Origin of the sequence: Sulfurovum sp. TSL6, from assembly GCF_019972115.1 — a bacterium.
In the GTDB taxonomy this organism is placed as follows: domain Bacteria; phylum Campylobacterota; class Campylobacteria; order Campylobacterales; family Sulfurovaceae; genus Sulfurovum.
This window is the reverse complement of record NZ_BPFJ01000002.1, coordinates 244,424-268,397: the sequence shown is the minus strand read 5'-3', so window position 1 is coordinate 268,397 and position 23,974 is coordinate 244,424. Positions and strand designations below refer to the sequence as shown.

Genomic DNA, 23,974 nt, shown 5'->3' with positions numbered 1-23,974 from the left:
AAATAATATTTTCAGTATGTTATCATTTTGTACAAAATTACAAGGAATGAACAATATGAAAATGACAAAGATGAGTTATGTTGCAATCGCAGCAATGGGTATAATGATGGGAACGACTGCTGCAGTGGGAGCTGAAGAGGCAGTTGAAGTAAATAGTGTAGCAGATGTATTGAGCAACGGGAAGTACTCTCTTCAAATCAGACCAAGATATGAATTCGTAGATCAGGACAATGCCAAAGATAATGCCAATGCATTTACTGTAAGAACCGTCATCGGAGCAAAATTTGATGCATTGGGTGTTGATGGTCTGTCGGCAGCATTGGAAATGACAAATGTGAGCAATTTCGGTGCAGATAATTATGCACCGGCAAGTTCAGGCTATTCTATCGTTGCTGATGGTGAACAGACCAGAGTCACGCAGGCAAATATTTCTTATGCCAAAGATGGTTTCATCGGTATGGTAGGAAGAAAAGGTGTGAATTTAGACAATCAAAGGTTTATCGGAACCGTAGGCTGGAGACAAATGCCTCAGACGTATGATCTTGCATCCGTAGCGTATAAAGGTATAGAGAAGCTTGATCTTATGGCAGCATATGTTTGGGGAATAAATAGGATTTTCGATAGAGATCTAGGCGGATTAAAGACTCCGAACTTTGATACCAATACGGTTCTATTGCATGCTTCTTATAAAGCTATGCCTGAGTTGACCATTACTGCTTATGATTATATGGTTGCAAGTTTTGCTGATCATATTGGTATCAGAGCAGCAGGTGGAACCACATTGGACAGTGGGGTTAAATTGAACTATATGGCAGAGTATGCAAAGCAAAATGATCCATCACTCACTGAAGAGAGTGCACCATTCAATGATGCTGAACCTGAACAAGATGCTGATTACTATAGATTTGGATTAAGCGGGAGTCACCTTGGGTTTACTGCGGGTGCATGTTATGAAGTATTAGGAGAAGCTGGAAGCGGTGCAAGTCCATTTAGTACACCACTTGCTACACTGCATGCACATAATGGATGGGCAGATATGTTTTTAGCGACACCTGCTGACGGTCTTCAAGACCTTTCTTTTAAACTAGGCTATGCTGATAAAACATTTGGAAAGATCTTGGGTGTATATCATAAGTTTAACAGTGATGCAGGAAGTGTAGATTATGGTTCAGAGTTTGATATGGTCTATACCAGAAAAGTAATGGAAGATGTAAATATGATGCTTAAAGGTGCAGTATATTCAAAAGGGGATGCTGCTACATCATACGTAGATACGACAAAATACTGGGTGATGTTTGACTATAAATACTAATAGTGTTTGCATGTAGAAGGATATTTATTCTTCTGCAGTAAGTAGTAGTGCAGGTTAGTGCATTATTCAGCTATAATGTCACTATCACATTGTGAGTATATCACAATACAAAGAAACGGAATAACACACATGAATGAAAAATCAAAAAATCTACATATCGAAATTGGAAAGATCAACACCCTGGAAGTCGCTAGAGATACGGACTTTGGATTGTTTTTAGAATCAAAAGATGACAGCGAAGTACTGCTTCCAAATGTATACGTCATGGAAGATGAGATGCCTATAGGGGCACTGATAGATGTATTTGTTTATACAGATTCAGAAGATAGACCTGTAGCTACCACTAAAATGCCTTATGCCAAATTGGGTGAATATGGCTACTTTACAGTGGTTGATTACAAGTCTTATGGAGCATTTGTAAACTGGGGACTCCCAAAAGACCTCTTTGTTCCTCTTTCACAACAAAAAGAGTATTTTAATATAGGTAAAAAATATCTTTTACGTGTCTGTCTGGATGAACAAACAGGTCGTCTTTATGGTACACAGAAAATAGGTAAATATTTAAATAGAGATATGAGTGGCCTACATCAAAACAAAATGTTGGATGCCATTGTTTTGGCTAAGACACCGCTAGGGTTTAAAGTCATAGCAGATAATCAGTATGAAGGGATGTTATTTAGCAATGAGATCTTTGAAGAGTTGCGCATCGGTGACCGTAAAAAAGTCTATATCAAAAATGTACGAAAAGACTATAAACTTGACCTTTCATTACAACCCATTGGAAAACAGGCAAAGATAAGTGAGGCTGAAGGCATTATCTTGCAATTACTGAAAGAAGCGGATGGGACATTGCCTTTTACCTATAAAAGTGATGCCGAAGATATCAAAAAAGTTTTTGGTATGAGTAAGAAAAATTTTAAACGTACTTTGACAGAACTTATCGAAGCAAAGAAGATACAATTGTTAGATGATGCAATTGTCTTATTGTGATAGACTCATTTTAGAAATAGTAAAGGGGAAAAAAGATGGAACTAATGGATTTGTTGAAAGCAGCTGCCTCTATCATTCATAATAATGGTGATGATGCAACAAAAGAGCTTAACATAGATGATATCGCCAACGCACTCAATAGATTGGTCGGAAATGGTTCTGGTGGACTTGACCTGGTGAAATTTGTAGGTGGGTTGTCTCAAAATGGTTTGGGTGAGATCGTAGGTTCATGGCTGGGAAACGGAGAGAACAAATCTATTTCCATAGAGCAGATGACTACACTTCTAGGTTCTGATAACATTGCTTCTTTTGCTTCAGAACTTGGAATATCTCAAGAGAGTGCAACTGCTGCTTTGGCTGAAGCAGTACCTCAGGTTGTAGATCAGGCAACCAGAGGAGAAGGTACGATTATGGATGAAATGCTTTCCAATACAGGTGGGCCTACCGGGGCTATGGAAATGCTTGGAAAGATGTTTCGTTAAACGCTTTATAAAGATAATTTTGCAACATTATTTAGCTATTTTTATACATTATAAAATATGTTAGATTATAAGGTTTTAGTTTTTTAATTATTATTGCATACAGGGTAAAATGAGGATGATATAAATGCTTGTCCAAACTTGATATAATAGAAAATAGATCTATAGTATTCAAGAATTGTTAAAGGTTGCAAATATGGATTATCAGTTAATTTTGAATGAGATAGCCGAAGAGATAATGTCTTTACAGGACAAAGGAAAAGTGGCCAATTATATTCCAGCCTTGGAAAATGTAAACCCCGAACAATTTGGAATGTCACTAACACTTTTTGATGGCACTCAATATAATGTAGGGGATTTTAATACACTTTTTTCCATTCAAAGTATTTCAAAAGTTTTCACATTTACACTTGCACTTAAATTTTATAGTACAGGTTTATATAAGCGCATTGGACGTGAACCATCAGGTAATCCGTTTAATTCACTCGTACAGCTTGAATATGAACATGGTGTTCCGAGAAATCCATTTATCAATGCTGGGGCCATTAATGTCACAGATACTTTGATGAGTTATTATGGTGACAGTACAACCGCTTCAAAAGAGATTATGCAGTTCATTCAAGATATAGCAGGAGAACCTTCTCTTACCCATAATGAAATAGTTTCGACATCGGAAATGGATCATGGTTTTCGAAATATGGCACTTGCAAATCTCATGAAAAGTTTTAACAATCTTGACAATGATGTACATGATGTTGTGCAGACCTATTTTCGGCACTGTGCTATTGAAATGAATACAAAAATGCTCTCAAGAGCTATGCTTTTTTTGTCCAATCATGGGATTGACCCCATAAGTGGTGTAGAATATCTTAGTGAACAGCAGGCAAAGCGTGTTAATGCAGTGATGCTGACCTGTGGACACTATGACGCTTCTGGCGATTTTGCATTTCATGTCGGGCTACCCGGAAAGAGTGGCGTAGGAGGCGGTATTGTCGCAGTAGTTCCAAAAAAGATGGGGATTTGCGTTTGGTCTCCAGGACTAAATGCTCAAGGGAATTCTCTTGCAGGGACTTTAGCTTTGGAGCTGTTTACATCAAAAACAGGAATGTCAATTTTTTGATGTAGTTTGATGAGGATCATTCTAATCTAAGAAAAGAATAGAAAACCTTATAAAGTGATATATGTATAAGGTTTTCAATCCAAAGGTCTACTCTTTTTATGACAATATGTCATACTACCCGCATACTTTTCAATGACTTAGATAAAATACTCTTAAAACTATAGGATGTTACGTGCGATACCTGCTTTTATTTTTACTGCCTTTACTTCTTTTCTCAAAACCGTTTAAAGTGGCTACATACAATGTAGAGAATCTTTTTGATGCAGAGTATGTAGGTACAGAGTATGATGACTACAGAAAAAAACATAACTGGACAAAACGTATGGTGGACATAAAGATCAACCATGTGGCAGAAGTGATCTGTGATCTGGATGCCCAGATTCTTGGACTGCAGGAGATCGAAAATAGAAATATCTTTGAGCAACTTAAAAAACGACTCTCCCGTGTAGGGTGCGGGTACAGATATTCGGCTATCACTTCTAAAAAAGATGCAGCGATACAAGTGGCTTTACTCTCACGGTTTCCCATTAGAAAACAAAGAGAGTTACAGGTAAGTTATTCGCCACGGGTACGTAACATACTTGAGGTTGAGGTCGATGTAAACGGTGAGTCCTTATGGCTATTTGTGAACCATTGGAAGTCCAGAGCGTATCATGGCGTTGAGAGTAAACGTTTGAAGTATGCAAAGGTACTCAAAAAACGTTTAGAGGCTTTGTCAGAGTCAAAACCTTACATTGTTCTAGGTGATTTTAACACAGACTATGATGCCCATTTAAGTCTTGAAAAAAAGATAAATGATACGAATGGAAGAACAGGGTTGCATCATGTTGTGAACATAGCGAAGGATGGACGTCTTGTGACTGAGCCAGATATGCTTCAAAATGTTAGCGGGTACCATTATACACTATGGAAAGAGTTAGAGTTGGAACAGCGATGGAACACGAAGTTTTATGGTAAAAAAGGCACAGCAGACCACATCATCTTGCCCTCAACGCTATTTGATAAAAAAGGCATAGAGTATGTCAATAACTCTTTCAAGGTATTTAGAAAAGCATATCTTTTTACAAAACGCGGGTATATCAACAGGTGGCAGTATAAAAAAGGAAAACACAGAGGTAAGGGCTACTCTGATCATCTACCTCTATATGCCTATTTTGATACGAAACCATATGTTCCAGGTACAGATAAAATAGATATTAAAACAAAGCCAGAAGTAAAAAATATCGCATATCTTTATACAAAAGAGAGTTTGGAAAACGAAGTCATACTCAAAGATGCCATCGTGGTTTGGAAGCATAAACGAAATGCGATGATTAAACAGTCAAAAGAGGGTAGAGGTCTCTTTTTATACGGCTGTGCAGGTGAACTTAAAGTTGGCAAGAGGTACGACTTACTTGTACGGGCTGTAAAAAGCTATAAAGGTTTAAAAGAAGTAACGCATGTTTATATTTTAAAGTCACTAGGCCAGGGAGATATTTCTGCGTATCTACTAAATCAAAGAGATCTCGCTAAAAAAATAAGCTATCGGCAAAATGAAGTTATCACAAATTTGAAAGGTATATATAAAAATAAACATTTTTATGTTGAAGGTCGAAAAATCCCCATCTATTTTAAAAATAAAAAAGGTATGCCACCCAATGGTGCAAAGCTAAAGATACACAATGCACTTCTAGGGTATTATAAGAAATTACAGTTAGTTGTTTACAGTAAAAAAGATTTTGAGATATTGGAGTAAATATGGCATATTATAGTTGGATTTTGGCATTTCATGTGATGAGTTTTGTGTCGTGGATGGCGATGTTATTTTACCTTCCAAGACTGTTTATCTACCATCGTGAAAATGCAGATACCAAAGCATTTACAGATATTGTAGAGATTCAAGAGTATAAACTTTTTAAGTATATAGGTGTACCGGCTATGTGGGCAACGATCATCTCCGGTGCTTTCATGCTTTATTTAAATTCAGGCATTTTTTCAAGTGGTGGATGGATGCATGCTAAATTGCTACTTATTGCTTTTCTTATAGCCTATCATTTCTCTTTAGAAAGAATTCGTAAAACGCTTATCGATGATCCACACTATAAAAGTAGCAAATACTTTAGGATCTATAATGAAGTACCGACCCTGCTTATGATATTTATCGTCATTATGGTGGTGGTTAAACCCTTTTAATGCATTTGTGTTATAATCAATCACTATAATCTTAGGTAAATACCAAAGCTTTAGTGTATACCACAAGAGAGAGATTGACCTCTCTTCAAAAAGAAATATATTATAAAAAAGGAAAATAGTATGGAGTTACCAGCTATCACATTACCAAAAGTAGAACTTCCGTTTGATATCCCTGTTTTATGGCACCCTGTAGTAGATCATTTTGTCATTGCTCTACCTGTTGTGATCCTCTTGTTAGAGCTTATCAATTTAGTGATGAGAAAGAAAGCAATAAGCGGTACATCTTTCTTTTTAATTTTTTTAACTGTGTTAGCAGCGGTTGGCGCATATTTTACAGGGTTGGTAGATGGGAAAGAAGCCTATCCTGCATTGAATGAAGCAGCCAAGGAAGCCCTTGCTGAGCATAAAAATTTAGGGACATACCTGATGTTGACATCAGGGATTGTGTTACTCTTTAAATTGCTTTCCATGCTCACAGATAAAAGTATTATAAGAGCCTTGTATATTGTAATTCTCATCGCATTTGTTGCAGGTATTTTTGAACAAGGTGAAGAGGGTGGAGAACTTGTGTATAAACATGGTCTAAATGTTGAACAAGTCAAAGTATTGGATGATGAACTCTTTGATGTCAACGAGGAACTGGATGAAGCCATAGAAGAACTGGAAGAAATGAAAGCTTCAGAAGAATCTGAGAAAGCAGAGGCTGTAGAAACAGGCAGCACTCAGGCTGAAGTAAAAACAACCGTAGAAGACACTCCCGTAGAAATCATTCCGGTAGAAACCACCCCGGTGGAAAGCACTCCAGCTGAAACTATCCCTGAAAGTATTAAAACTGAAGTGAAAGAAGAAGCAGAACCACTAGAGGTAGAAGGTATGCCAGAAGAAGTAGTACAGCCGGAAATTGCTACGCATTAAGTGGATAGTTTTACTTTACGATCCACCATCCCCTGCGGGGGTATACTCTATTTCATAGCGCTCATCATCCACTTTTGTTTCTAAATTGGATAGATACTTTGCCATCTCTTTGGTTTGATTTTCATCCAGTGCTTTGGCAAATGATATCATGATCGTACCAAAGGCAGAACGGGTCTTCCCCTTTTGTAAATCTTTAAGCCTTCTAAGTAATACATCTTCTCGTACGCCTTGTAGTCTGGGAGATGCACCCATACCTTCTCCATACATTCCATGGCACCCATTACATCCATTTTTCAGATAAAGTGCTTCCATTTCGCTATTTGCATGAGAAAAGCATAATAAGGCAGTCAAAATCAAGAGTTTCTTCAAAGTGTATATCCTTATTTTCATATCATGACATTCTAACAAAAAAATGTGGGTAGAAAATGAAAAGAGTTACCCATAGATAATTTTTGCTAGATAAAGTCCTTCTGGAGGAGCGAGTTTGGTGGTGTGTTTTGTTTGGCATTTAAGTTGTTCTCTAAGTTGGATCTCACTCAATTCACCTCTGGCACAAAGCATTGCTGCATCAACCATCATGCGTACCTGAGAGCGTAGAAAGCCATTCGCTTGAAAATAGATAAAATGATAGCCGTTACGTTCAACATAATCGGTACGATAGATCTCCCGAATGGTAGTATGTGTGATGGTACCTGTCTTATGAAAGAAATTAAAATCATGTTTTCCTTCAAATATTTTTAGTGCTTTGATCAGTAGAGAAGGATCAAATGCATCATAATAGGAAATATATTTTTGTTCAAACACAGAAGGTTTGTGTGTTTTAAATACATAACGGTAGAGTCGTTTCTTCGCGCCAAAGCGTGCATGAAAATCATTTGCTGCAAAAGAGATATGTTTAAAAGCAATATCTGTTAATTTTCGATTTAAATTACGTTTGAGTTTCTCCAGGTCATTCCAGAAATCTGGTAGATCAAAGTGTATGACCTGGCCCGTAGCATGCACACCTGCATCAGTTCTTCCGCTCCCCACGATAGGTGAATTTATCTGTAAAGAGACAAGTGCCTCCTCTATGGCAGTGCTGATGGTCATTTTGGTGGATTTTTGTTTTTGAAAGCCCTGATACTGACTTCCATCATAACTGATAATGGCTTTTACACGCATAGAGAGACCTTTAGAAAAACCATTAGAAATATTTGGCTACACGTTTTTTAAAGAGCCATTGTCCAAGTATCGTAATGATCATAATAGATAGTATCAATAGGAGAGGCGTTCCCCATTTTTCTAGAGAAGATGCGATGATATAGAAGAATAGTGTAGTGATAAAGATAACGAGAAATGAACGGTTTTGTTGATAACGAGGGTTTATCATGGTAAAGGAAGCAACAAGATACACTGAAAGAAAAGGAATGAGGCTTATGAAAATATAAAATAGTATTCTGTGCATGACCTTCTCGCGACTTTCTTTACCTTCACTCCAATATGAGGCGATACTTTGAAATTGAAATCCTTGGCTTTGTGATCTATCAAAAATTTCCGCTGTTTCGTACTCTGCTTGTTGTAATTTTGTTTTTGTATACGTATAACCGTACCCTTTATGCAGAAGTAGGGAAGTCACATTTTCATTATGGTTGATTTGACCCCTTTGAGATGAAAAGAACTGTTCATCTGCTTTATTGGTACGATTATAGATAACGATATCATGAAACGTCTTGTCTGTCTTCTCTTTGACATACATATAATAGTTTCCAAACTTTTGACCTAGCTCACCAGGAACAATGTTCAGTTTTGCTTCACTTCTCTTCTCTTCTTTGAAGGCTTTATAGAATTGTTTACTCAGTGGCATAGCCAGAAAAGAAATGCCGGCCAAGAGGAATGAAAATAGAAGACCGAGTAGTAGCAAACTGCTGAGTATCTTTTTTGATTTCAGGCCCAGTGCATAGAGTGCGATGAGTTCATTGCCTTGAGAAAGATTGATAAGGACATTAGCCAAAGCAGCGATAAAAGAGAGTGGTATCGTATAAAAAATAATCTCTGGTATAGAATAACTGTAAAGTAAGAGTAATTCTGCAAAATTGATCTGTATTTTGGAAGTCAGTGAAGATATTCTGACAAAAAATACGAGAGATATAATAAGGTAAAATGGTAGGAATATCGTCAAAAATGACTTTGTAAAGTTTGATGATATATAGCCTCTTACATTAACCATAAATGATCGTTTCCAAGAGTTGTGTGGCTTGTGTATGATAGAGGTACACAATAAATGTAGCTAAAGCCAAGAAAGGTACGAAAGGTACACCTTTGTCTCTCCAAATAAGCGCAGGCACCATGGCTAACAAGGCAGAGAGAAAGAGTGCAACAAAAAAGTTTGGGAATCCAAGCAGGGCACCCATCGTTCCAGCGACAATGACATCTGCACCACCCATAGCTTGTTTTCTTGCAATGAGTGATGAAAGCAGGCCTATAAGGTAAAGTCCTCCTGCAGCGATGCTTGCATAGAGAAGTGCCATCAGAAATTCAGGTTGTACAAGGGCAAAAATGAGTGCTGCAAAGTTTACATTGTCAGGGACTGCCATATATTTGAAGTCAATCATCACAAGAGCAAGTAGTGCAGCAAATGAAGCAGCAATAAAAGGCAGATACCATACCAATCCTAACTTGAAGTAGAGTGCAACAAAAATGACACCTGTAAGCAGTTCAACTATGGGGTATTGTGCAGCTATTTTCTCTTTACAAAAACCACATTTACCACCTAGTGCTATCCATGAAAAAAGAGGGATGTTATGATACCACTTAAGCGGGGTTTGGCAGCTTTGGCATTTGGATGCAGGGAAAACAATACTTTCACCTTTGGGTATACGGTAGATGACCACATTCAAAAACGATCCTATCATAATTCCAAATATAAAAACAATGATGCCTGTAACTGTTTCTATCATTTAACACCTCCAAAGCGTCGTGTACGTTGTTCAAAATTTTCTATGATTTCCTTTAGCTCTTTACTTGAAAAATCAGGCCAGAGCGTAGGAGTAAAATATAATTCACTGTAAGAGATTTGCCACAACAGAAAGTTGGAAATACGTTCTTCTCCGCTGGTACGTATAAGTAGATCTATATCGCTATACGGTGTTTGCAGTGCCGCAGAGATATCCTCTTCTGTCACACTTGTCTTACCTTCTGCAATAAGGCCGTTTACCGCAGATGTTATTTCCGCACGTCCACCATAATTTAATGCCAGTAACTGCGTAAGACTGGTATTGTTTTTAGTGAGTTCTTCCGTTTTTTTAATACGATCCTGTAGAGACTTGCTAAAGGCTTCAATATCTCCGATAGCTTGAAAACGGATATTATGCGATTGATAGGTTTCCAGTTCTTTTTGGAGGTATCGGTCAAGCAGTTTCATGAGGAATTCTACTTCAAGTTTAGGACGTTTCCAGTTTTCGGTACTAAAAGCATAAAAAGTAGCTGTCTCTATACTTTTATGTGCAGCGCAGTAAGTCGTAATATCACGAATGATTTCTGCACCTGCTTCATGTCCTTTGGTACGATTGAGGCCACGTTCTTTTGCCCATCTTCCATTGCCATCCATGATGATAGCAAGATGCTTTATTGAATTTTTAGACATGGGCCTCTTCTTCATGGATGAGCTTTTTTGATTCATCTAATATCTTATTAGAGAGCGTGAGTTTATCTGCACGTCCTAGGGAAACTTGTGTGTCCTTGGTAATAAACGTAATTTCATTTTCGTTACCACCAAAACTTTTGGCATCCTTTAAAAGGTTATAACATACAGCATCCACCCCTTTTTTATCTAAAAGAGCTATGGCATTGTTTAATCCCTCTTGGGTATCCATTTCAGCTTTAAAGCCTACAGTTTTTATAGCACCTTTGTCGATAGATGCCAGTACATCGGTAGTCTGCTTTAGTTCAACGCTCCAGGTATCTCCGAGTGCTGATTTTTTAAGTTTACCACTTTGTGGCTCTTTTGGTGTAAAGTCTGCAACAGCTGCCACCATAAACAAATAAGGTATTTTCACCTTGTGGTCATGTGTGGTTACTTTTTTAATAGAGTGCTGCGTAGCCTCTAAAATATCTTGTGCATCATCAGCTTTTATGGTTGTAATGGCAGATGGCATGTCATCAAACCCCATCGTAGAGATATAGGATACATCTGCACCTCTTAAATAGAGTGCGACAGAGAGTGACTTTGCCATTTTCCCAGAGGAAAAGTTTGATATATAGCGTACTTCATCCAGTTTTTCCCGTGTTCCGCCACCCGTTACAATGACAGATCTGTTTTCCCAAAATGGATCACTACATAATGCCTTGGCGACTTCAAAAAATATCTCTGTTGGTTCTGCCAGCCCACCAGATCCGGTATCACCACAGGCAAGAAGTTTATCTTGTGGATGAATGATATTATAGTGATTGTTTTTTAAAAAGGTAAGGGCATTACATGTAGCAGTTTTTGCCAGCATCTGTGTATTGGCTGCAGGAGCAATGAGGATCTTATCTTTAAATGCTAATGCAGTTTGGGTTAAAATATTATCCGCAATACCCTGTGCAATTTTGTTAATGGTATTGGCTGTTGCAGGAGCGATCACAAACACATCACACTTTTTACCGATCTCAATATGATTGAGCTCACTGGCCCAAGATTCACTTGTCTCTGTTAAAACAGAATTGCGTGTAAGGGCTTCAAAAGTCAATGCAGATACAAAGCGCTCGGCGGAAGGACTCATGACAACATGTACTTGAGCCCCTGCTTTGACAAAAAGACGTGCGAGATCACACGCTTTATAGGCTGAGATACTTCCTGTAACACCTAGGAGTACAGATTTACCGCTCAAATCAATTTGCATATTATTTGTCCCCAAAAAATTTATAAAAGAAATTTTTAACTGTTCTCAAAGGTGCTCTTGATATAGCAAGCTCACCTTGTGCCACGTTTTTGTTGATGGTACTTCCAGCTGCTATCATCACATCATCTTCTATGGTTACAGGTGCAACCAGTTGTGTATCAGAACCTACAAAGACATTTTTACCGATCTTGGTCTGGTATTTGTTTTTTCCATCGTAATTACAGGTAATGACACCTGCCCCAATGTTCGTACCTTCATCTATGGTTGCATCTCCCATATAAGAGAGGTGCCCGGCTTTGACCCCTGTCAGTGTGGATTTCTTCACTTCAACAAAGTTGCCGATATGTGTGTCGATGAGTTTCGAATGTGGTCTTACTCTTCCCATAGGACCTACATCAGAATTCTCTATATACGCATCTTCTATGACAGAGTGTGTTTTAATGTGTGAAGCAATGATATGAGAACTACCCTGGATGCTCACACCATTCTCCAATATACATTCACCTTCAAAAGTGGCTCGTGAATCAATGTAAATGGTCTCTGGTAAACGCATAGAGATACCGGCTTTCATCCACTCACTTTTGATACGTCTTTGAAGTATCTCTTCTGCATGTGCAAGGTCAAGCTTGGAGTTCACCCCTTTAAATTCTTCTTCTTCCACAATGACCGGATGTACGATTTTCCCTTCGTCTACTGCCATCTTGATAATATCTGTGAGGTAGTATTCTTTTTGTGCATTTTCGTTACTGAGAAGAGGGATGTAACTTTCCAGTAATTCTTTTTTGACGCAGTAGACACCTGCATTGACAGTCTGTATCTCTTTTTGTGCAGGAATGCAGTCCTTTTCTTCCACGATCTCTACGACATTTCCTTGGCTGATAACCACACGTCCATAACCAGTAGGATTGTCCAGTTTGATGACAGACATGTTGATATCCGCATCTCCCTGCATCAGTGATTTAAGTGCAGACATCGTGACAAGCGGCATATCACCATTGAGTATCAATGCTTTAGAGTGTGTAACCTTGACACCTTTCATAGCCCCACCTGTACCTGGAAACTGTACGGCGTCTTGTATGTGGAAATGTATGCCGCTATAGTGAGCCTCTATAGCTTCTTGAATACGTGCTGCCTGATGGTAGAGTACCACGGTGATATCATCAGAGATCTGCTGCGCTGCATCTATAGCATGAAAGAGCATAGACTTTCCGGAGATTTCATGAAGTACCTTTGGGGTAGTGGACTTCATTCTTGTACCTTGACCTGCTGCGAGTATAACAACACTTATAGACATTTTGGACCTTTTGGGTAAAATTACAGATATATTTTATTATTGTGATTATATCCAATGCAAATTAAAGGTATGAAATTTGAACTGTAAACATTTTGGAAGTTGTGGCTCCTGTGGCCTCTATGAGATAGGGTATGAGGAACAATTAAAACAAAAAGAGGAGAGGGTTTCCGGACTTTTGGCTCCTTTTTATCAGGGAGACTTGGAAGTTTTTGATTCTCCTAACGATCATTATAGAGCCAGAGCAGAGTTTCGCATTTGGCATGAGGGTGACAGATGTGATTATGCGATGGGAAAGATGCAAAGAGATGGTGTAAAGAATAAAGGTGCCATTAATATAGAAGAGTGTCCTAAAGTTATAAAACCTATAGAAAAGCGTATGTGGAAGTTACTTGAAAAGATCAATGCATCTACAGCAGTGTTAAAACAACGTCTTTTTGCCGTGGAGTTTTTGGCAACAACTACCGATGAGTGTCTTGTCACTATGTTGTACCATAGAAAACTCGATGATATTTGGAGTGCTGAGGCAAAAGAGCTTGAAGCAGAACTGAACTGTAAGATTATGGGACGAAGCCGTAAACAAAAAGTGATTCTTTCGGATGAATTTGTCACAGAGAAGTTGGAGATTGATGGAAAAACATTTTCCTATGTTCAATATGAAAGCGGGTTTACACAGCCAAATCCTACAGTCAATGTTAAGATGATAGAATGGGCGATCAAGCAAGCCAAAACTGTAGGGGGCGGTGATTTTTTAGAGAGTTACTGTGGTCTGGGGAATTTTACCTTGCCTCTCTCTCATTACTTTGATAAAGTGTTGGCTACAGAGATCAGTAAACGCTCTATTCATGCAGCACTTGAGAATTGTGCGCTGAATAGTATTGAAAATATTACTTTTGCAAGACTGGCATCTGAAGAGATGACAGAGGCTTTGAATGGTGCAAGAGAGTTTTCCAGGCTCAAAGAGATAGATCTGGAAAGCTACAATTTCAGTACGGTATTGGTAGATCCGCCAAGAGCCGGATTGGATGAGGGAACTATAGAACTTATTTCAAAAATAGAAAATATTATCTATATTTCATGTAACCCTGAAACACTTGCAAGAGATCTTGAAACACTGGTCCAGACACATGATGTTGTTGAAGCAGCAATGTTTGATCAGTTCCCACATACGGAGCATGTAGAGAGTGGCGTATTTCTGCAGAAGAAATAAGTTACATGTCAAGGTGCACGATTTAGTTTGTTGTAAAGCTCAGCTTTGATGAGGATGGCGTATTTCCCTTTGAAGCTTGTCTTGTCAGTAATAAGTTTTTGATTGATCTTATGCATATTCTTTTTCCTGCGATACGTAATGATCATTCCATCAGGATGGTTTCGTATAAACTTATTGATTTTTTCTTTACCTGTTAAGACTATGATAGGATCATGGAGTCTTCCTAAGAAATGAAATTGACCATGGTATTTTTTATCATGTGCTACTACTATACCTTTTTGTTGCAAAGATGATATTTCCTGTGAAAATCTAGAAATGTCTTGTGCTGTTAAAAAATTGTGAATTGAAAAATGTACTGCAAAAACAGCTACTATAATACTTAATGCCATGGCCTTTATGGCATGGTTTTGTGTCATAAATGTCTTTTTTAAAAGATAGATACCAAGAGCAAAAAGTAAAAATGCAGAGAGTAAAAAAGCAGTGCTGTCAAGAGGAAACTTGACTGATTTAGGTACAACAAAAGGGACAATAGCAAATACTATTGCAAAGAAAAGATAGGTATATCCTATGGACTTTGTATAGTTTTTTATGCTAGGAGCAGTAGTGGTTAGAACTCTTGCACAAAAGAGGGAAAACGCAGCAATTTCAGGCAAGATATAATGTACTTGCTTACCACTGATAAATGAAAAAATAAGCAGTGCAGAGAGCATCCAAACTAACAGCATTTTCAACCCATCATCAAAAGCTTTCTTTTTAAGTGACGTATAAAATGCTTTATGGAATGACCATGGAAAAAGTAATAATGGCAAAAGAGCAAGATACCACCAAATGGCTCTTTGATGCGCAAAAGAGTTTACCATTCTATCCGCTGTCTGCCCCCAAAAGATAGCATGTTGATACGCTTCACCACCGGCAATACCTGCGGGAATCGCCCAAAAAAGTGCAATGGCAACACCCCCTAAAAATGCCAATAAAAATTTAAAATAAATACGTTTATCTACTTTTTCAGAACTCCAATAAGAGGCGAGTAGTAAGAGTGGAAGAAGGTGCACTAAAATGACCGGCCCTTTGGTGAGTACACCAAAGCCAAATGAAAGTGCGATGAGGACAAATGGAATAAACGTCTGTTTTTGTACAGCCTGTACGATACCAAAAACACCCAAAAACACCCAAAAAGTCAGTATGATATCAAACATAAAAAGTGAATTATAAAAAGTAAATATCAAGGTACCTGCCAGGATCAGGAGAGTATTTTTGGCACCTTGAATATCTTCTTTCCACAAGGTAAGATAGAGTTTATAAGCCAGTACGAGTGTCCCGAAACCAAAGAGCATAGGAATAAAACGTATATTGGTTTCATTCACACCCAAAAGTGACCAGTTTAAATGCACTAACCAAAATATAAATGGAGGTTTGTGGTGGTAAGGCTCACCATTGAGCAGTGGAACCAAAAAGGAGCCTTTATCCCACATTTCCCATGCAACACTTAGATAACGTGTTTCATCAATGATCCAAATAGGACGAAAATAAATGCCAATAGCTGCGATCAGAATAAGTATTAAAAAGGGGATAGAGAGATGTTTCATCATGATTGGTACTTGTTTCCTTGAGTATACATATAAATCAAATAAATATCGTCTTAACTTTTGCAGATAGAATTAAGTCTTTCTTGAGTGTAAAACCCATGATGGAGATATTTAACGGTAAGTATATCCTTATTCTCTTTAACATCATTTTCGATGTAATTTTTTTTATTTATTTTCTATTGAAAGCGAAAGATCAATCAAAATAGTACATTATAATATGCAAAAAAGAATGCCAGGAAAACCATTGAGCGGACTTATGTTATAGTACGTTATAATGTTGGGAATCTACATTAAAACAAATTATGGAAATATGATCAGATGAAAGATAATTATAAAATGAGTATCATTGTACCTGTCTACAATGAGGTTGATAACCTTGATAGGATAGAGGCAACTTTTACAGATTATTTTGCTCAAAGTCAGACTAAGAGTAAAGTGATATTTGTGGATGACGGCTCTACTGATGGTAGTTTTGAGAAAATGATAGAAATTTGTAAAAAAGATAATTTCAGCTATATAAAATTTGATAAAAACTATGGATTGAGTACGGCTATCAAAGCAGGCATTGATGTTTGCGATACAGAGCTTGTTGGGTATATCGATGCAGATCTGCAAACCACACCATATGACTTTGATCTACTACTTGAAGAGATAGACCAGTATGAAGCAGTCATTGGATTTAGAGGGAAACGAAAAGACACTTTAAGTAAAAAAGTACAATCCTCTTTTGCCAACTCTATTAGACGTGCTTTGATAGATGATGGCGTGATCGATACGGGATGTCCTCTAAAGATCATTAAAGCAGATGTGGCAAAAAAAATACCTTTTTTTGACGGAATGCACCGTTTTATTCCTGCACTGATCAAACTTCAAGGTGGCCAGATACAGCAAAAAAGCGTTCAACATTTTGAACGCACTGCAGGGGTATCAAAGTTTAATATCTTTAATCGTTCCATCAAACCGCTTCAAGATGCTTTTGCCTACCGCTGGATGAAAAGTAGATATATTACCTATAAAGTTGAAGAGAGTAACCCTGGTGCATGAGTAGTGGATGGCTCTCGTATGGACTGTTTGTCTATGTTATAGGATTCAGTGCACAAATTCTTTTTTCGGCACGTCTTCTTGTACAATGGATACAGTCAGAAAAAGTGAAAAAAGTACTCACCCCGGAACTCTTTTGGGAATTGAGCCTTATGGCCTCTTTTTTACTCTTTGTATATGGGTGGTTACGTGATGACTTTGCTATCATGTTGGGGCAATCCATCACTTATTTTATCTATATAAGAAATATGCAGCTTCAAGGCTCTTGGAGAAAGATCCCCTATTTTTTACAAATCTTTTTATGGATTTTCCCTGCACTGATCGTTCTTTATGCCTACAACAATAACCAGATCGATATGCACCGTCTCTTTAAAAATGAGGATATTCCTTTATTTCTTTTACTTTGGGGGAGCATCGGGCAAATTCTTTTTACCTTTAGATTTGTCTATCAATGGATCTACTCTGAAAGGATGAAACAATCCCATTTACCCTTTGGTTTTTGGATGTTAAGTCTGACAGGTTCACTCATGATATTGAGTTATGCCATTTTCAGAAAGGATCCTGTTTTGCTTTTGGGACAACTTTTTGGATTTATCATTTATACCCGTAATATTATACTAGGACTTAAAAAAGAGTCATAAAGAGATTTACTCTCTTAATCGTAAGGTCTAGCAATAAAGAGTCTTATAGCATAGGCTCGCCATGATCAGTTTTCTACTGTATAGGTAAAGTGTAGTATCTCTTCGTAAAAAATCATTGCTACAGTTGTCTATGCTTCTCTCATATGATTTTCAAGCCAGTCACTATTTTTATCTGTAGTGCATTAAAGAAGTAGTTCGGGTTATGTGTTTAATTTTTGAAAAGTGAATGCATCAGTAGAAACAAAAAGTCTAGTAAAAACCCTTCAATAAGAAGGGAAAAGGAACTTACTCTTTAGGAAGTAAGTTCAAAGAGAGTTGGAATTACTTCCAACCATCTTTCACAATTTGTGCAGATTTTTTATAAGGATATTTTTTAACCAATTGTTTGACTGAAAGTTTTTGGTCTCCTTCTCTCATAAAGTGTGCCAATGTGACTGAAGCCCAATAGTCATTTTCATATTCAGTACCTTCTAATTGTATAGCTACACCATCTTTGTTGACAGCGTGACATGCAGAACAGGTAACCGGTCCGGCATATTTACCATCAGGGCTGTACTGAAGTGCTTGTTGGTGGGTTGTCACATCTACTGATCTTTCATCACCATCATATCTTGTAGAGTAAAGACCATGTGTTGACTCATGACATGTTTGACAAGCAAGGTTACCGTGTGCTTTAGAGTATCTATAGAGTGAATATTTGTTAGGCTGATCGATAGGGAAGTATTTACCTCCGGTATCTTGCTCAACAAACGGTGCTAAGTGACAATCCGCACAGTGAGGCTCAGAAGCTGACAACCACCAGTCATTACCAGCAGAAGCTGCCAAGTACGGTACATCTCCACCTGTTTTATGGTTCCAAGGCTTAAGATCCAGTTTACCATCTTTGCCCACATTTTTAACCAATGTTGCGGATTTATGATCTGCATAGTAACTGAGTACTTCATCCGTCTCACCTGTTGATTTAGGGTCTGCCCAAGAAGCAAACTTCTTCATGTCTCCACCTGTTAGACCTGCTACAAGTTCTTTAAGAGATTTATTTCTAAGTGTTTTCCCCTCTTGTTTGGAATCATGTGTCAAGTCATCCGCAGCATAAAGTGCTTGTGCCACTTTTGTGTGACAGTTTGTACAGTACAGACCTCTAAGTTCACCAGCATCTTTACCATGCTCATCTTTAGTTGCAACATTTTCGAGCTGCCACTTACCATAGGCATTGAGGAAGAATGGAGGTTTTGCATTAGGGTTGGAGTGTGCATCACGTCTTACATAACATCCACCACCAGAATTTCTGATATCACCTTTAGAGAATCTTGCTTCACCATATCTGTCTGTTACACGGAACGGGTTCGTATCATCATTCATATTAGGGTTTTGGAAGTGTGTCGGGTGACATGATTGACATGACTGTGATCTACCGGCAGCATCAGGCATAGGTACCATCGCAAGGTGGAATCCGTGGACCGCCTCTGAAAGAGGTTTTGCTTTCACCGTTTTGTAACCCATAGCTGTGACTCTTGGCTCCTGAAGGTTACCCGAAACGTTGTCACCATGACAGTCAGTACAGTTAACAAAACCGACCTTACCTAAACGCTGTGCAGGTGCATCATTACGATAGTCAGAGAGGAATGTGGTTCCATGATGCTTATCATGAAGTGCAAGAATATTGATAGAACCTTCGGAAAGTCTCGCCATATACTCAGATGTATCTGGATATGATTTCCAATACGTATACTCTTCATCCCCCTGTGTCAAACCTTCATCTCTGGCCATTTGAGCTGCTTTACCAGTACGTGAGTGACAGGCATAACAGTTAGGAATATCTACAGGGTTTGTACCGAAGTAAGAAACCGCGCTTCCATCAGGTTGTTTTATTTGCTGTCCTGCACCAGTATGAAGTTCAACGGTTGAGTATTGGAATGGTTGGAAATCTCTTTCTGTGACTGTACGAAGTGAACCTTTTCTTGTACTGTCGTTAAATGCAGTTAACGGAAGTCCCAGTGCATCCCATAAGTGTGAAGCTGTAAGGACAAGTTTTACATCTTTCACAGGAGGCACTAGGGTATCTGTCATCACAACATTTCCACCATCTTTACCAGCATATGTCATGTATCCGGTCATAGGTGCACCTGAAGGACCATGATCCACTTTAACCTGGATCTGACGACCCACTCTAAGTCTGTCTTTTTCTGTTACACCTGCAGGCATCGTACCTTCAAGGTCTTTATAGATAAAGAGGTGTGTCCAAACGTAGTTGGCAACATTATCACCCGGGCTGTCCAGGTGACCATCCCCATCGGCATCTTTAGGTACCGTCCAGTACTTCATTTTATTCCCTTCTGAGAATGAATTGTCTCTTGTGTAAGCAAAAACTTTTACATTATCATCTGGTGTCATGAGTTTAGGAAGGTTATCCCCTTTACCCACCTTGATCGCTTGTGATTGGATTGAGTTGTATGGAGGAATTACACAACAGTAGCTCATATCAAAACCAACACAGTGCATACCAAGTTCGTAGTTCACGAACATGCTATAGTCTGCTTTTGGTTGATAAACAGTTTTCCCTTTTATTTTTACTGCTTCTAATTTATCCATCGAAAACGGTGGCGTTTTGTCATAGTCAGCAGCAGAAAAAACAGCAGTAGTAAGTAGTGACAAGGCTACAGTGCTTTTTACAATTTTTGAAATCATTTTAGTCTCCTTTTAAATTTGATTACCATTCATTTTTGCATGTCTGTTGTTAAGAGAACTTTAAAATTTCATAAAAATACAAATATTTTAATATAATTAATGATTATTATTTTGGTAAAGAATAGTTATTATAATTTTTACGAATAAATGCGAAAATATGAGGTTTTAATGGAGGAGTAAGTACGTCAATTTAAAGAGGAAAAAAAGTGTATGTAGACCTCTGATAAATTAACTGTTGATGGCTAGAGAGTAAAGCATATGCAAAGGTAAAATTACTCAGTAACATGTACCTTTTGCATCATTTGATAGAGTTGAGTTTACATGTCCTGTACTATTGCACTTTTCTATTGTTAGGATTAAAATCTAAACCATGAAGTGCTTCTATGGTCGCATCCGGTTTTTTAGCCTGTGTTTTTTTCATCACATTAATAGGTCTGTCCATTTTATAGAGTTCTGTTCTGATCACTTTTCCATTTTTGTCATACCATCGCTTATTACCCTCTTTATATCCATGCGTGTACATCACATCATTGTTAAGTGTCCCGTCTTCATTATACTCTTTTTGTAATCCTTCCTTTTGACCATTTTTAAAAATGACCTCAGAGGCAAGTTGCCCTGTACTGAAATAGTATTTCTCAGGACCCTCTTTATGATCATTGATATAATTGACTTCTATACGTAGTGTACCGTCAGCAAAGAATACCTTATTCATACCATGACGTTTACCTTTTTGATAATGGATCACTTCAAGATGATTTCCATCTCTGTCATACCAGTTGAGCGGACCATCTCTTAATCCTTTAACATTGTTTACTTCAAATGCCAGTTGACCAGTGTTATAATAGACTTTTTCAAGTCCATCTTTGACACCTTCTGTAGTCTCTGTTCTTGTACCTTTTATATATTCTATTTTTGTTTTGACTACACCATTTTCAAAATGATCTGTAAAAAGTTCTGCATGTAGTGTAGCTGTACCAAGTAAGGTCAGTGTGATTGAAAGTATTTTTTTCATGTTTATCCAAATAAATGTTATGCTATTAAGGCTTGATGTTCAATTTTAGAACAGTAATTCTGTACCACTTTCATACCTGCATCTTTAGCTTTTTGTGCTGCTGCATTATTCACCAGTCCGAGTTGCCCCCAAAATACTTTGATGTCACCTCTTTTAATACAAGCATCTGCAATAGCATCAAATGCAGCGGGTTTTCTAAAGATATTCACCATATCGATCTCGAAAGGGATCTCTTCAAGTGAACGGTATACTTTCTCTCCTAATATTTTCTCTTCTTTAGGGTACACCGGGACTATTTTATACCCTGCATTTTTAAGATATCTTGCAACCATATTGCTTGCTTTGCTTTCATCCGGTGAAAGACCAAGTATTGCGATTGTCTTGACACTTTCAAATATTTCTTTCATCTCTTCACGGTTAGAGTTGACGCGTGGCATTTCACATTCCATGCTTTATCCTTAATTCTGATATAATTCTGTCAATATAATAGCTAGGAAAGATAATGTTAGACTTAAAAAGTATAGAGAAAGCCTATGAAAGAGTATCGGATGTTGTGCATCGTACACCCTTTTCCTATGCCCCTATTTTAAGCCAGATGAGTGGCTATGAAGTGTACCTTAAAAAAGAGAACCTTCAACGTACCGGTGCATTTAAACTCAGAGGGGCTTTTAATAAAATTGCTTCTCTGATAGAAGCGGGTGACAGAGGTGGAGTTGTCGCTTCATCTGCGGGTAATCATGCACAGGGGGTAGCTTTTTCAGCAAAACATTTTGGTATCGAAGCAACCATTGTAATGCCAGAATCAACACCGCTTACGAAAGTTATGGGTGTGAAAGAGTTTGGTGCCAATGTGATACTATATGGATCTAACTATGATGAAGCCTATGCCTATGCCGTGAAATTCGGGGAAGAAAACAATTATACATTTGTACACCCTTTTGAAGATGATGAAGTCATGTCAGGTCAAGGTACTGTAACCCTTGAAATGTTTGAAGATATCGATGATCTTGATGCTATGGTTGTATGCGTAGGTGGAGGAGGACTGATCTCGGGTATGTCTGTAGCCAGTAAAGCCTTGAATCCTGAGTGTAAGATCATAGGTATTTCAGCAGAAGGCGCACCTGCAATGAAACAGTCTTACGATGCAAAAACACCTATCGATACAACTTCGGTGAGAACCATAGCAGACGGTATAGCAGTGCGAGATACTTCACCGATCACCTTAGGGTATATTTTAGATAACGTGGATGTATTTGAGACAGTGGGTGAAGATGAGATCGCTGCAGCTATACTCTTTTTGCTGGAAAAACAAAAAGTATTGGTAGAGGGGGCAGGTGCTGTAGGTGTTGCTGCACTTTTACATGGGAAGATAGACTTACCTAAAGGTTCAAAAGTAGCTATAGTACTGAGTGGAGGAAATATAGATGTGACGATGCTTTCGCTTATCATTGAAAAGGGGCTTATGAAGTCTGCACGTAAGATGAAACTTCTTGTCACACTGGTAGATAAACCAGGTGCCCTACAGTCATTTACCGAGATACTTACCCAAATAGGTGCAAACATTGTACAGATAGGGTATGATAGAACTTCTATAGATCTGGAGTTTGGTGATGCTCATGTCTCTGTATCTTTGGAGACCAAGGGTGTGGAGCATCAGGAAGAGATAAGAGCACAACTCAAAGAGGGCGGATTTTCTTTTAAAGAAGAGCATTAATGATAGCGATAGATCTAGGTTCAAATACTTTACGTGTCTTAGAGTATGACTGCACAACAGGTTCACAGATAGCAGAGTATGAAAAGACCGTTAAAACAGCAGATGGTTTAGTGCAGTATGGGGTTATCAATAATGACGCTGTAAAGAGGGTCATCTCAGCGATACAAGAAGCACAAGAGCAGATAGATTTTTCCTCTTCACTAGTGAGGGCGGTGACAACTGAAGCTGTACGCAGAGCAGTGAATTCAGATGAAGTCCTTTCTCAGATCAAAAAAGAGACAGGTGTGACTTTTGAGATCATCTCTGGAGAAGAAGAAGCAAGACTTACCTTACTCGCTGTGAAGCATAGACTCCTAACACTGCAACATACTTCGGATAGTTTTGTACTTATAGACATAGGCGGGGGCTCTACTGAACTTATCTTTCATTATGAAAAGGAAACAGTTTCTAAAAGTTTTCCCTTGGGGATAGTGACCATTGCCCAAACCCATGAAACACTGGAGAACATAGAAAAAGTACTTCATAAAGAGATGGCTGAGATGCAAATATTTTGTGACCAACTCTATAAGAGAAAAGGTAAAGTAAATACCTTTGTGGCCACAGCTGGAACCCCTACGACTGTAGCAGCTATGAAACTTGGACAAAACTACGAAACCTACGATGCATCGAAGATAAACGGTACTTCTCTTGAAATAGGTGAGTTAGATTTTTACTTAAAAAAATTACTCTCCATGCCATTTGAAGAGAGAGAAATCGCTGTGGGTACGGGACGTTCTGACCTTATCGCTGCAGGTATACTTATCTATAAACAACTTTTTATATTGTTGGGATTTAAAAGTTGTGTAGTGATCGATGATGGCTTACGTGAGGGTGTTGCGATAGAAGCTTGCGGGAATGAGACCCATTAAACTCTAATCTTTTTTAGATATAATCAAAAAAAATTTAAA

Annotated in this window: 23 protein-coding genes; 12 read left to right on the top strand and 11 right to left on the bottom strand. The window is 38.1% G+C overall.

What is annotated here, in order from left to right:
- Positions 1-55 precede the first annotated feature (55 nt).
- The 7 genes from LDM93_RS06345 (at position 56) to LDM93_RS06315 (ending at position 6,988) form a co-directional block, all read left to right on the top strand.
- Entirely contained in the window at positions 56-1,312 is a 1,257-nt protein-coding gene (locus LDM93_RS06345; protein ID WP_223891360.1) for a hypothetical protein, read from the top strand.
- A gap of 129 nt (positions 1,313-1,441) precedes the next feature.
- On the top strand, positions 1,442-2,302 hold the full coding sequence (locus tag LDM93_RS06340; protein WP_223891359.1) for a S1 RNA-binding domain-containing protein: 861 nt from the start codon (positions 1,442-1,444) through the stop codon (positions 2,300-2,302).
- A gap of 35 nt (positions 2,303-2,337) precedes the next feature.
- A complete protein-coding gene (locus LDM93_RS06335; RefSeq protein WP_223891358.1) occupies positions 2,338-2,784 on the top strand; it encodes a YidB family protein in 447 nt (148 codons plus the stop codon).
- A 193-nt stretch (positions 2,785-2,977) separates the two neighbouring features.
- The gene (locus LDM93_RS06330) at positions 2,978-3,901 is read left to right on the top strand and encodes a glutaminase (RefSeq protein WP_223891357.1); all 924 of its coding nucleotides are present in this window, start codon (positions 2,978-2,980) and stop codon (positions 3,899-3,901) included.
- Between the two features lie 172 nt (positions 3,902-4,073).
- A complete protein-coding gene (locus tag LDM93_RS06325) occupies positions 4,074-5,636 on the top strand; it encodes an endonuclease/exonuclease/phosphatase family protein (protein WP_223891355.1) in 1,563 nt (520 codons plus the stop codon).
- Between the two features lie 2 nt (positions 5,637-5,638).
- Positions 5,639-6,073, top strand: a complete 435-nt coding sequence (hemJ, locus tag LDM93_RS06320; RefSeq protein ID WP_223891353.1) for a protoporphyrinogen oxidase HemJ — start codon at positions 5,639-5,641, stop codon at positions 6,071-6,073.
- 120 nt (positions 6,074-6,193) lie between these two features.
- Positions 6,194-6,988, top strand: a complete 795-nt coding sequence (locus LDM93_RS06315; protein WP_223891351.1) for a DUF2231 domain-containing protein — start codon at positions 6,194-6,196, stop codon at positions 6,986-6,988.
- Positions 6,989-7,003: 15 nt separating this feature from the next.
- Here LDM93_RS06315 and LDM93_RS06310 read toward each other — a convergent pair whose 3' ends face one another.
- The 7 genes from LDM93_RS06310 to glmU form a co-directional block, all read right to left on the bottom strand.
- Positions 7,004-7,357: a c-type cytochrome gene (locus tag LDM93_RS06310; protein ID WP_223891350.1), complete on the bottom strand. Its 354-nt coding sequence runs from the start codon at positions 7,355-7,357 to the stop codon at positions 7,004-7,006.
- A gap of 66 nt (positions 7,358-7,423) precedes the next feature.
- The gene (gene truA / locus LDM93_RS06305) at positions 7,424-8,149 is read right to left on the bottom strand and encodes a tRNA pseudouridine(38-40) synthase TruA (RefSeq protein ID WP_223891349.1); all 726 of its coding nucleotides are present in this window, start codon (positions 8,147-8,149) and stop codon (positions 7,424-7,426) included.
- 22 nt (positions 8,150-8,171) lie between these two features.
- On the bottom strand, positions 8,172-9,194 hold the full coding sequence (locus LDM93_RS06300) for an LptF/LptG family permease (protein ID WP_223891348.1): 1,023 nt from the start codon (positions 9,192-9,194) through the stop codon (positions 8,172-8,174).
- Positions 9,187-9,924, bottom strand: a complete 738-nt coding sequence (locus LDM93_RS06295; RefSeq protein WP_223891347.1) for an A24 family peptidase — start codon at positions 9,922-9,924, stop codon at positions 9,187-9,189. The genes LDM93_RS06300 and LDM93_RS06295 overlap by 8 nt, the downstream gene beginning before the upstream one ends.
- On the bottom strand, positions 9,921-10,610 hold the full coding sequence (locus LDM93_RS06290) for a di-trans,poly-cis-decaprenylcistransferase (RefSeq protein WP_223891346.1): 690 nt from the start codon (positions 10,608-10,610) through the stop codon (positions 9,921-9,923). The genes LDM93_RS06295 and LDM93_RS06290 overlap by 4 nt, the downstream gene beginning before the upstream one ends.
- Positions 10,603-11,847, bottom strand: coding sequence for a bifunctional phosphopantothenoylcysteine decarboxylase/phosphopantothenate--cysteine ligase CoaBC (gene coaBC / locus LDM93_RS06285; RefSeq protein WP_223891345.1), 1,245 nt, complete (start codon positions 11,845-11,847; stop codon positions 10,603-10,605). Before coaBC ends, LDM93_RS06290 begins: the two co-directional genes overlap by 8 nt.
- Position 11,848: 1 nt before the next feature.
- Positions 11,849-13,141, bottom strand: coding sequence for a bifunctional UDP-N-acetylglucosamine diphosphorylase/glucosamine-1-phosphate N-acetyltransferase GlmU (gene glmU, locus LDM93_RS06280; RefSeq protein WP_223891344.1), 1,293 nt, complete (start codon positions 13,139-13,141; stop codon positions 11,849-11,851).
- A gap of 76 nt (positions 13,142-13,217) precedes the next feature.
- Here glmU and trmA point away from each other — a divergent pair, with 76 nt between their 5' ends.
- Positions 13,218-14,348, top strand: a complete 1,131-nt coding sequence (gene trmA / locus LDM93_RS06275) for a tRNA (uridine(54)-C5)-methyltransferase TrmA (protein ID WP_223891343.1) — start codon at positions 13,218-13,220, stop codon at positions 14,346-14,348.
- An 8-nt stretch (positions 14,349-14,356) separates the two neighbouring features.
- Here the strand turns inward: trmA and LDM93_RS06270 are convergent, their stop codons facing one another.
- Entirely contained in the window at positions 14,357-15,937 is a 1,581-nt protein-coding gene (locus tag LDM93_RS06270) for a glycosyltransferase family 39 protein (protein ID WP_223891342.1), read from the bottom strand.
- A gap of 315 nt (positions 15,938-16,252) precedes the next feature.
- Here LDM93_RS06270 and LDM93_RS06265 point away from each other — a divergent pair, with 315 nt between their 5' ends.
- Positions 16,253-16,978: a glycosyltransferase gene (locus tag LDM93_RS06265; protein ID WP_223891341.1), complete on the top strand. Its 726-nt coding sequence runs from the start codon at positions 16,253-16,255 to the stop codon at positions 16,976-16,978.
- Positions 16,975-17,616 (top strand): lipid-A-disaccharide synthase N-terminal domain-containing protein, encoded by a 642-nt coding sequence (locus LDM93_RS06260; RefSeq protein ID WP_223891340.1) that lies wholly within the window; start codon positions 16,975-16,977, stop codon positions 17,614-17,616. The genes LDM93_RS06265 and LDM93_RS06260 overlap by 4 nt, the downstream gene beginning before the upstream one ends.
- A 321-nt stretch (positions 17,617-17,937) precedes the next feature.
- Here the strand turns inward: LDM93_RS06260 and LDM93_RS06255 are convergent, their stop codons facing one another.
- From LDM93_RS06255 to LDM93_RS06245, 3 genes are all read right to left on the bottom strand, one after another.
- On the bottom strand, positions 17,938-20,301 hold the full coding sequence (locus LDM93_RS06255; protein ID WP_223891339.1) for a hypothetical protein: 2,364 nt from the start codon (positions 20,299-20,301) through the stop codon (positions 17,938-17,940).
- Between the two features lie 331 nt (positions 20,302-20,632).
- Positions 20,633-21,313, bottom strand: a complete 681-nt coding sequence (locus tag LDM93_RS06250; protein ID WP_223891338.1) for a toxin-antitoxin system YwqK family antitoxin — start codon at positions 21,311-21,313, stop codon at positions 20,633-20,635.
- Positions 21,314-21,330: 17 nt separating this feature from the next.
- A complete protein-coding gene (locus LDM93_RS06245) occupies positions 21,331-21,762 on the bottom strand; it encodes a CoA-binding protein (RefSeq protein WP_223891337.1) in 432 nt (143 codons plus the stop codon).
- A gap of 53 nt (positions 21,763-21,815) precedes the next feature.
- On the opposite strand from LDM93_RS06245, the gene ilvA reads away from it, so the two are divergent.
- The gene (ilvA, locus tag LDM93_RS06240; protein ID WP_223891336.1) at positions 21,816-23,027 is read left to right on the top strand and encodes a threonine ammonia-lyase; all 1,212 of its coding nucleotides are present in this window, start codon (positions 21,816-21,818) and stop codon (positions 23,025-23,027) included.
- Complete coding sequence (locus tag LDM93_RS06235; protein WP_223891335.1) at positions 23,027-23,935, top strand: phosphatase; 909 nt, start codon at positions 23,027-23,029, stop codon at positions 23,933-23,935. Before ilvA ends, LDM93_RS06235 begins: the two co-directional genes overlap by 1 nt.
- The last annotated feature ends 39 nt before the right edge of the window (positions 23,936-23,974 follow it).

Coding starts and splice junctions, on each gene's coding strand:
- LDM93_RS06345 (WP_223891360.1), top strand. CDS start 56: ATGAAAATGACAAAGATGAGTTATGTTGCAATCGCAGCAATGGGTATA.
- LDM93_RS06340 (WP_223891359.1), top strand. CDS start 1,442: ATGAATGAAAAATCAAAAAATCTACATATCGAAATTGGAAAGATCAAC.
- LDM93_RS06335 (WP_223891358.1), top strand. CDS start 2,338: ATGGAACTAATGGATTTGTTGAAAGCAGCTGCCTCTATCATTCATAAT.
- LDM93_RS06330 (WP_223891357.1), top strand. CDS start 2,978: ATGGATTATCAGTTAATTTTGAATGAGATAGCCGAAGAGATAATGTCT.
- hemJ (WP_223891353.1), top strand. CDS start 5,639: ATGGCATATTATAGTTGGATTTTGGCATTTCATGTGATGAGTTTTGTG.
- LDM93_RS06315 (WP_223891351.1), top strand. CDS start 6,194: ATGGAGTTACCAGCTATCACATTACCAAAAGTAGAACTTCCGTTTGAT.
- truA (WP_223891349.1), bottom strand. CDS start 8,149: ATGCGTGTAAAAGCCATTATCAGTTATGATGGAAGTCAGTATCAGGGC.
- LDM93_RS06300 (WP_223891348.1), bottom strand. CDS start 9,194: ATGGTTAATGTAAGAGGCTATATATCATCAAACTTTACAAAGTCATTT.
- LDM93_RS06295 (WP_223891347.1), bottom strand. CDS start 9,924: ATGATAGAAACAGTTACAGGCATCATTGTTTTTATATTTGGAATTATG.
- LDM93_RS06290 (WP_223891346.1), bottom strand. CDS start 10,610: ATGTCTAAAAATTCAATAAAGCATCTTGCTATCATCATGGATGGCAAT.
- coaBC (WP_223891345.1), bottom strand. CDS start 11,847: ATGCAAATTGATTTGAGCGGTAAATCTGTACTCCTAGGTGTTACAGGA.
- glmU (WP_223891344.1), bottom strand. CDS start 13,141: ATGTCTATAAGTGTTGTTATACTCGCAGCAGGTCAAGGTACAAGAATG.
- LDM93_RS06270 (WP_223891342.1), bottom strand. CDS start 15,937: ATGATGAAACATCTCTCTATCCCCTTTTTAATACTTATTCTGATCGCA.
- LDM93_RS06265 (WP_223891341.1), top strand. CDS start 16,253: ATGAAAGATAATTATAAAATGAGTATCATTGTACCTGTCTACAATGAG.
- LDM93_RS06260 (WP_223891340.1), top strand. CDS start 16,975: ATGAGTAGTGGATGGCTCTCGTATGGACTGTTTGTCTATGTTATAGGA.
- LDM93_RS06255 (WP_223891339.1), bottom strand. CDS start 20,301: ATGATTTCAAAAATTGTAAAAAGCACTGTAGCCTTGTCACTACTTACT.
- LDM93_RS06250 (WP_223891338.1), bottom strand. CDS start 21,313: ATGAAAAAAATACTTTCAATCACACTGACCTTACTTGGTACAGCTACA.
- LDM93_RS06245 (WP_223891337.1), bottom strand. CDS start 21,762: ATGGAATGTGAAATGCCACGCGTCAACTCTAACCGTGAAGAGATGAAA.
- ilvA (WP_223891336.1), top strand. CDS start 21,816: ATGTTAGACTTAAAAAGTATAGAGAAAGCCTATGAAAGAGTATCGGAT.
- LDM93_RS06235 (WP_223891335.1), top strand. CDS start 23,027: ATGATAGCGATAGATCTAGGTTCAAATACTTTACGTGTCTTAGAGTAT.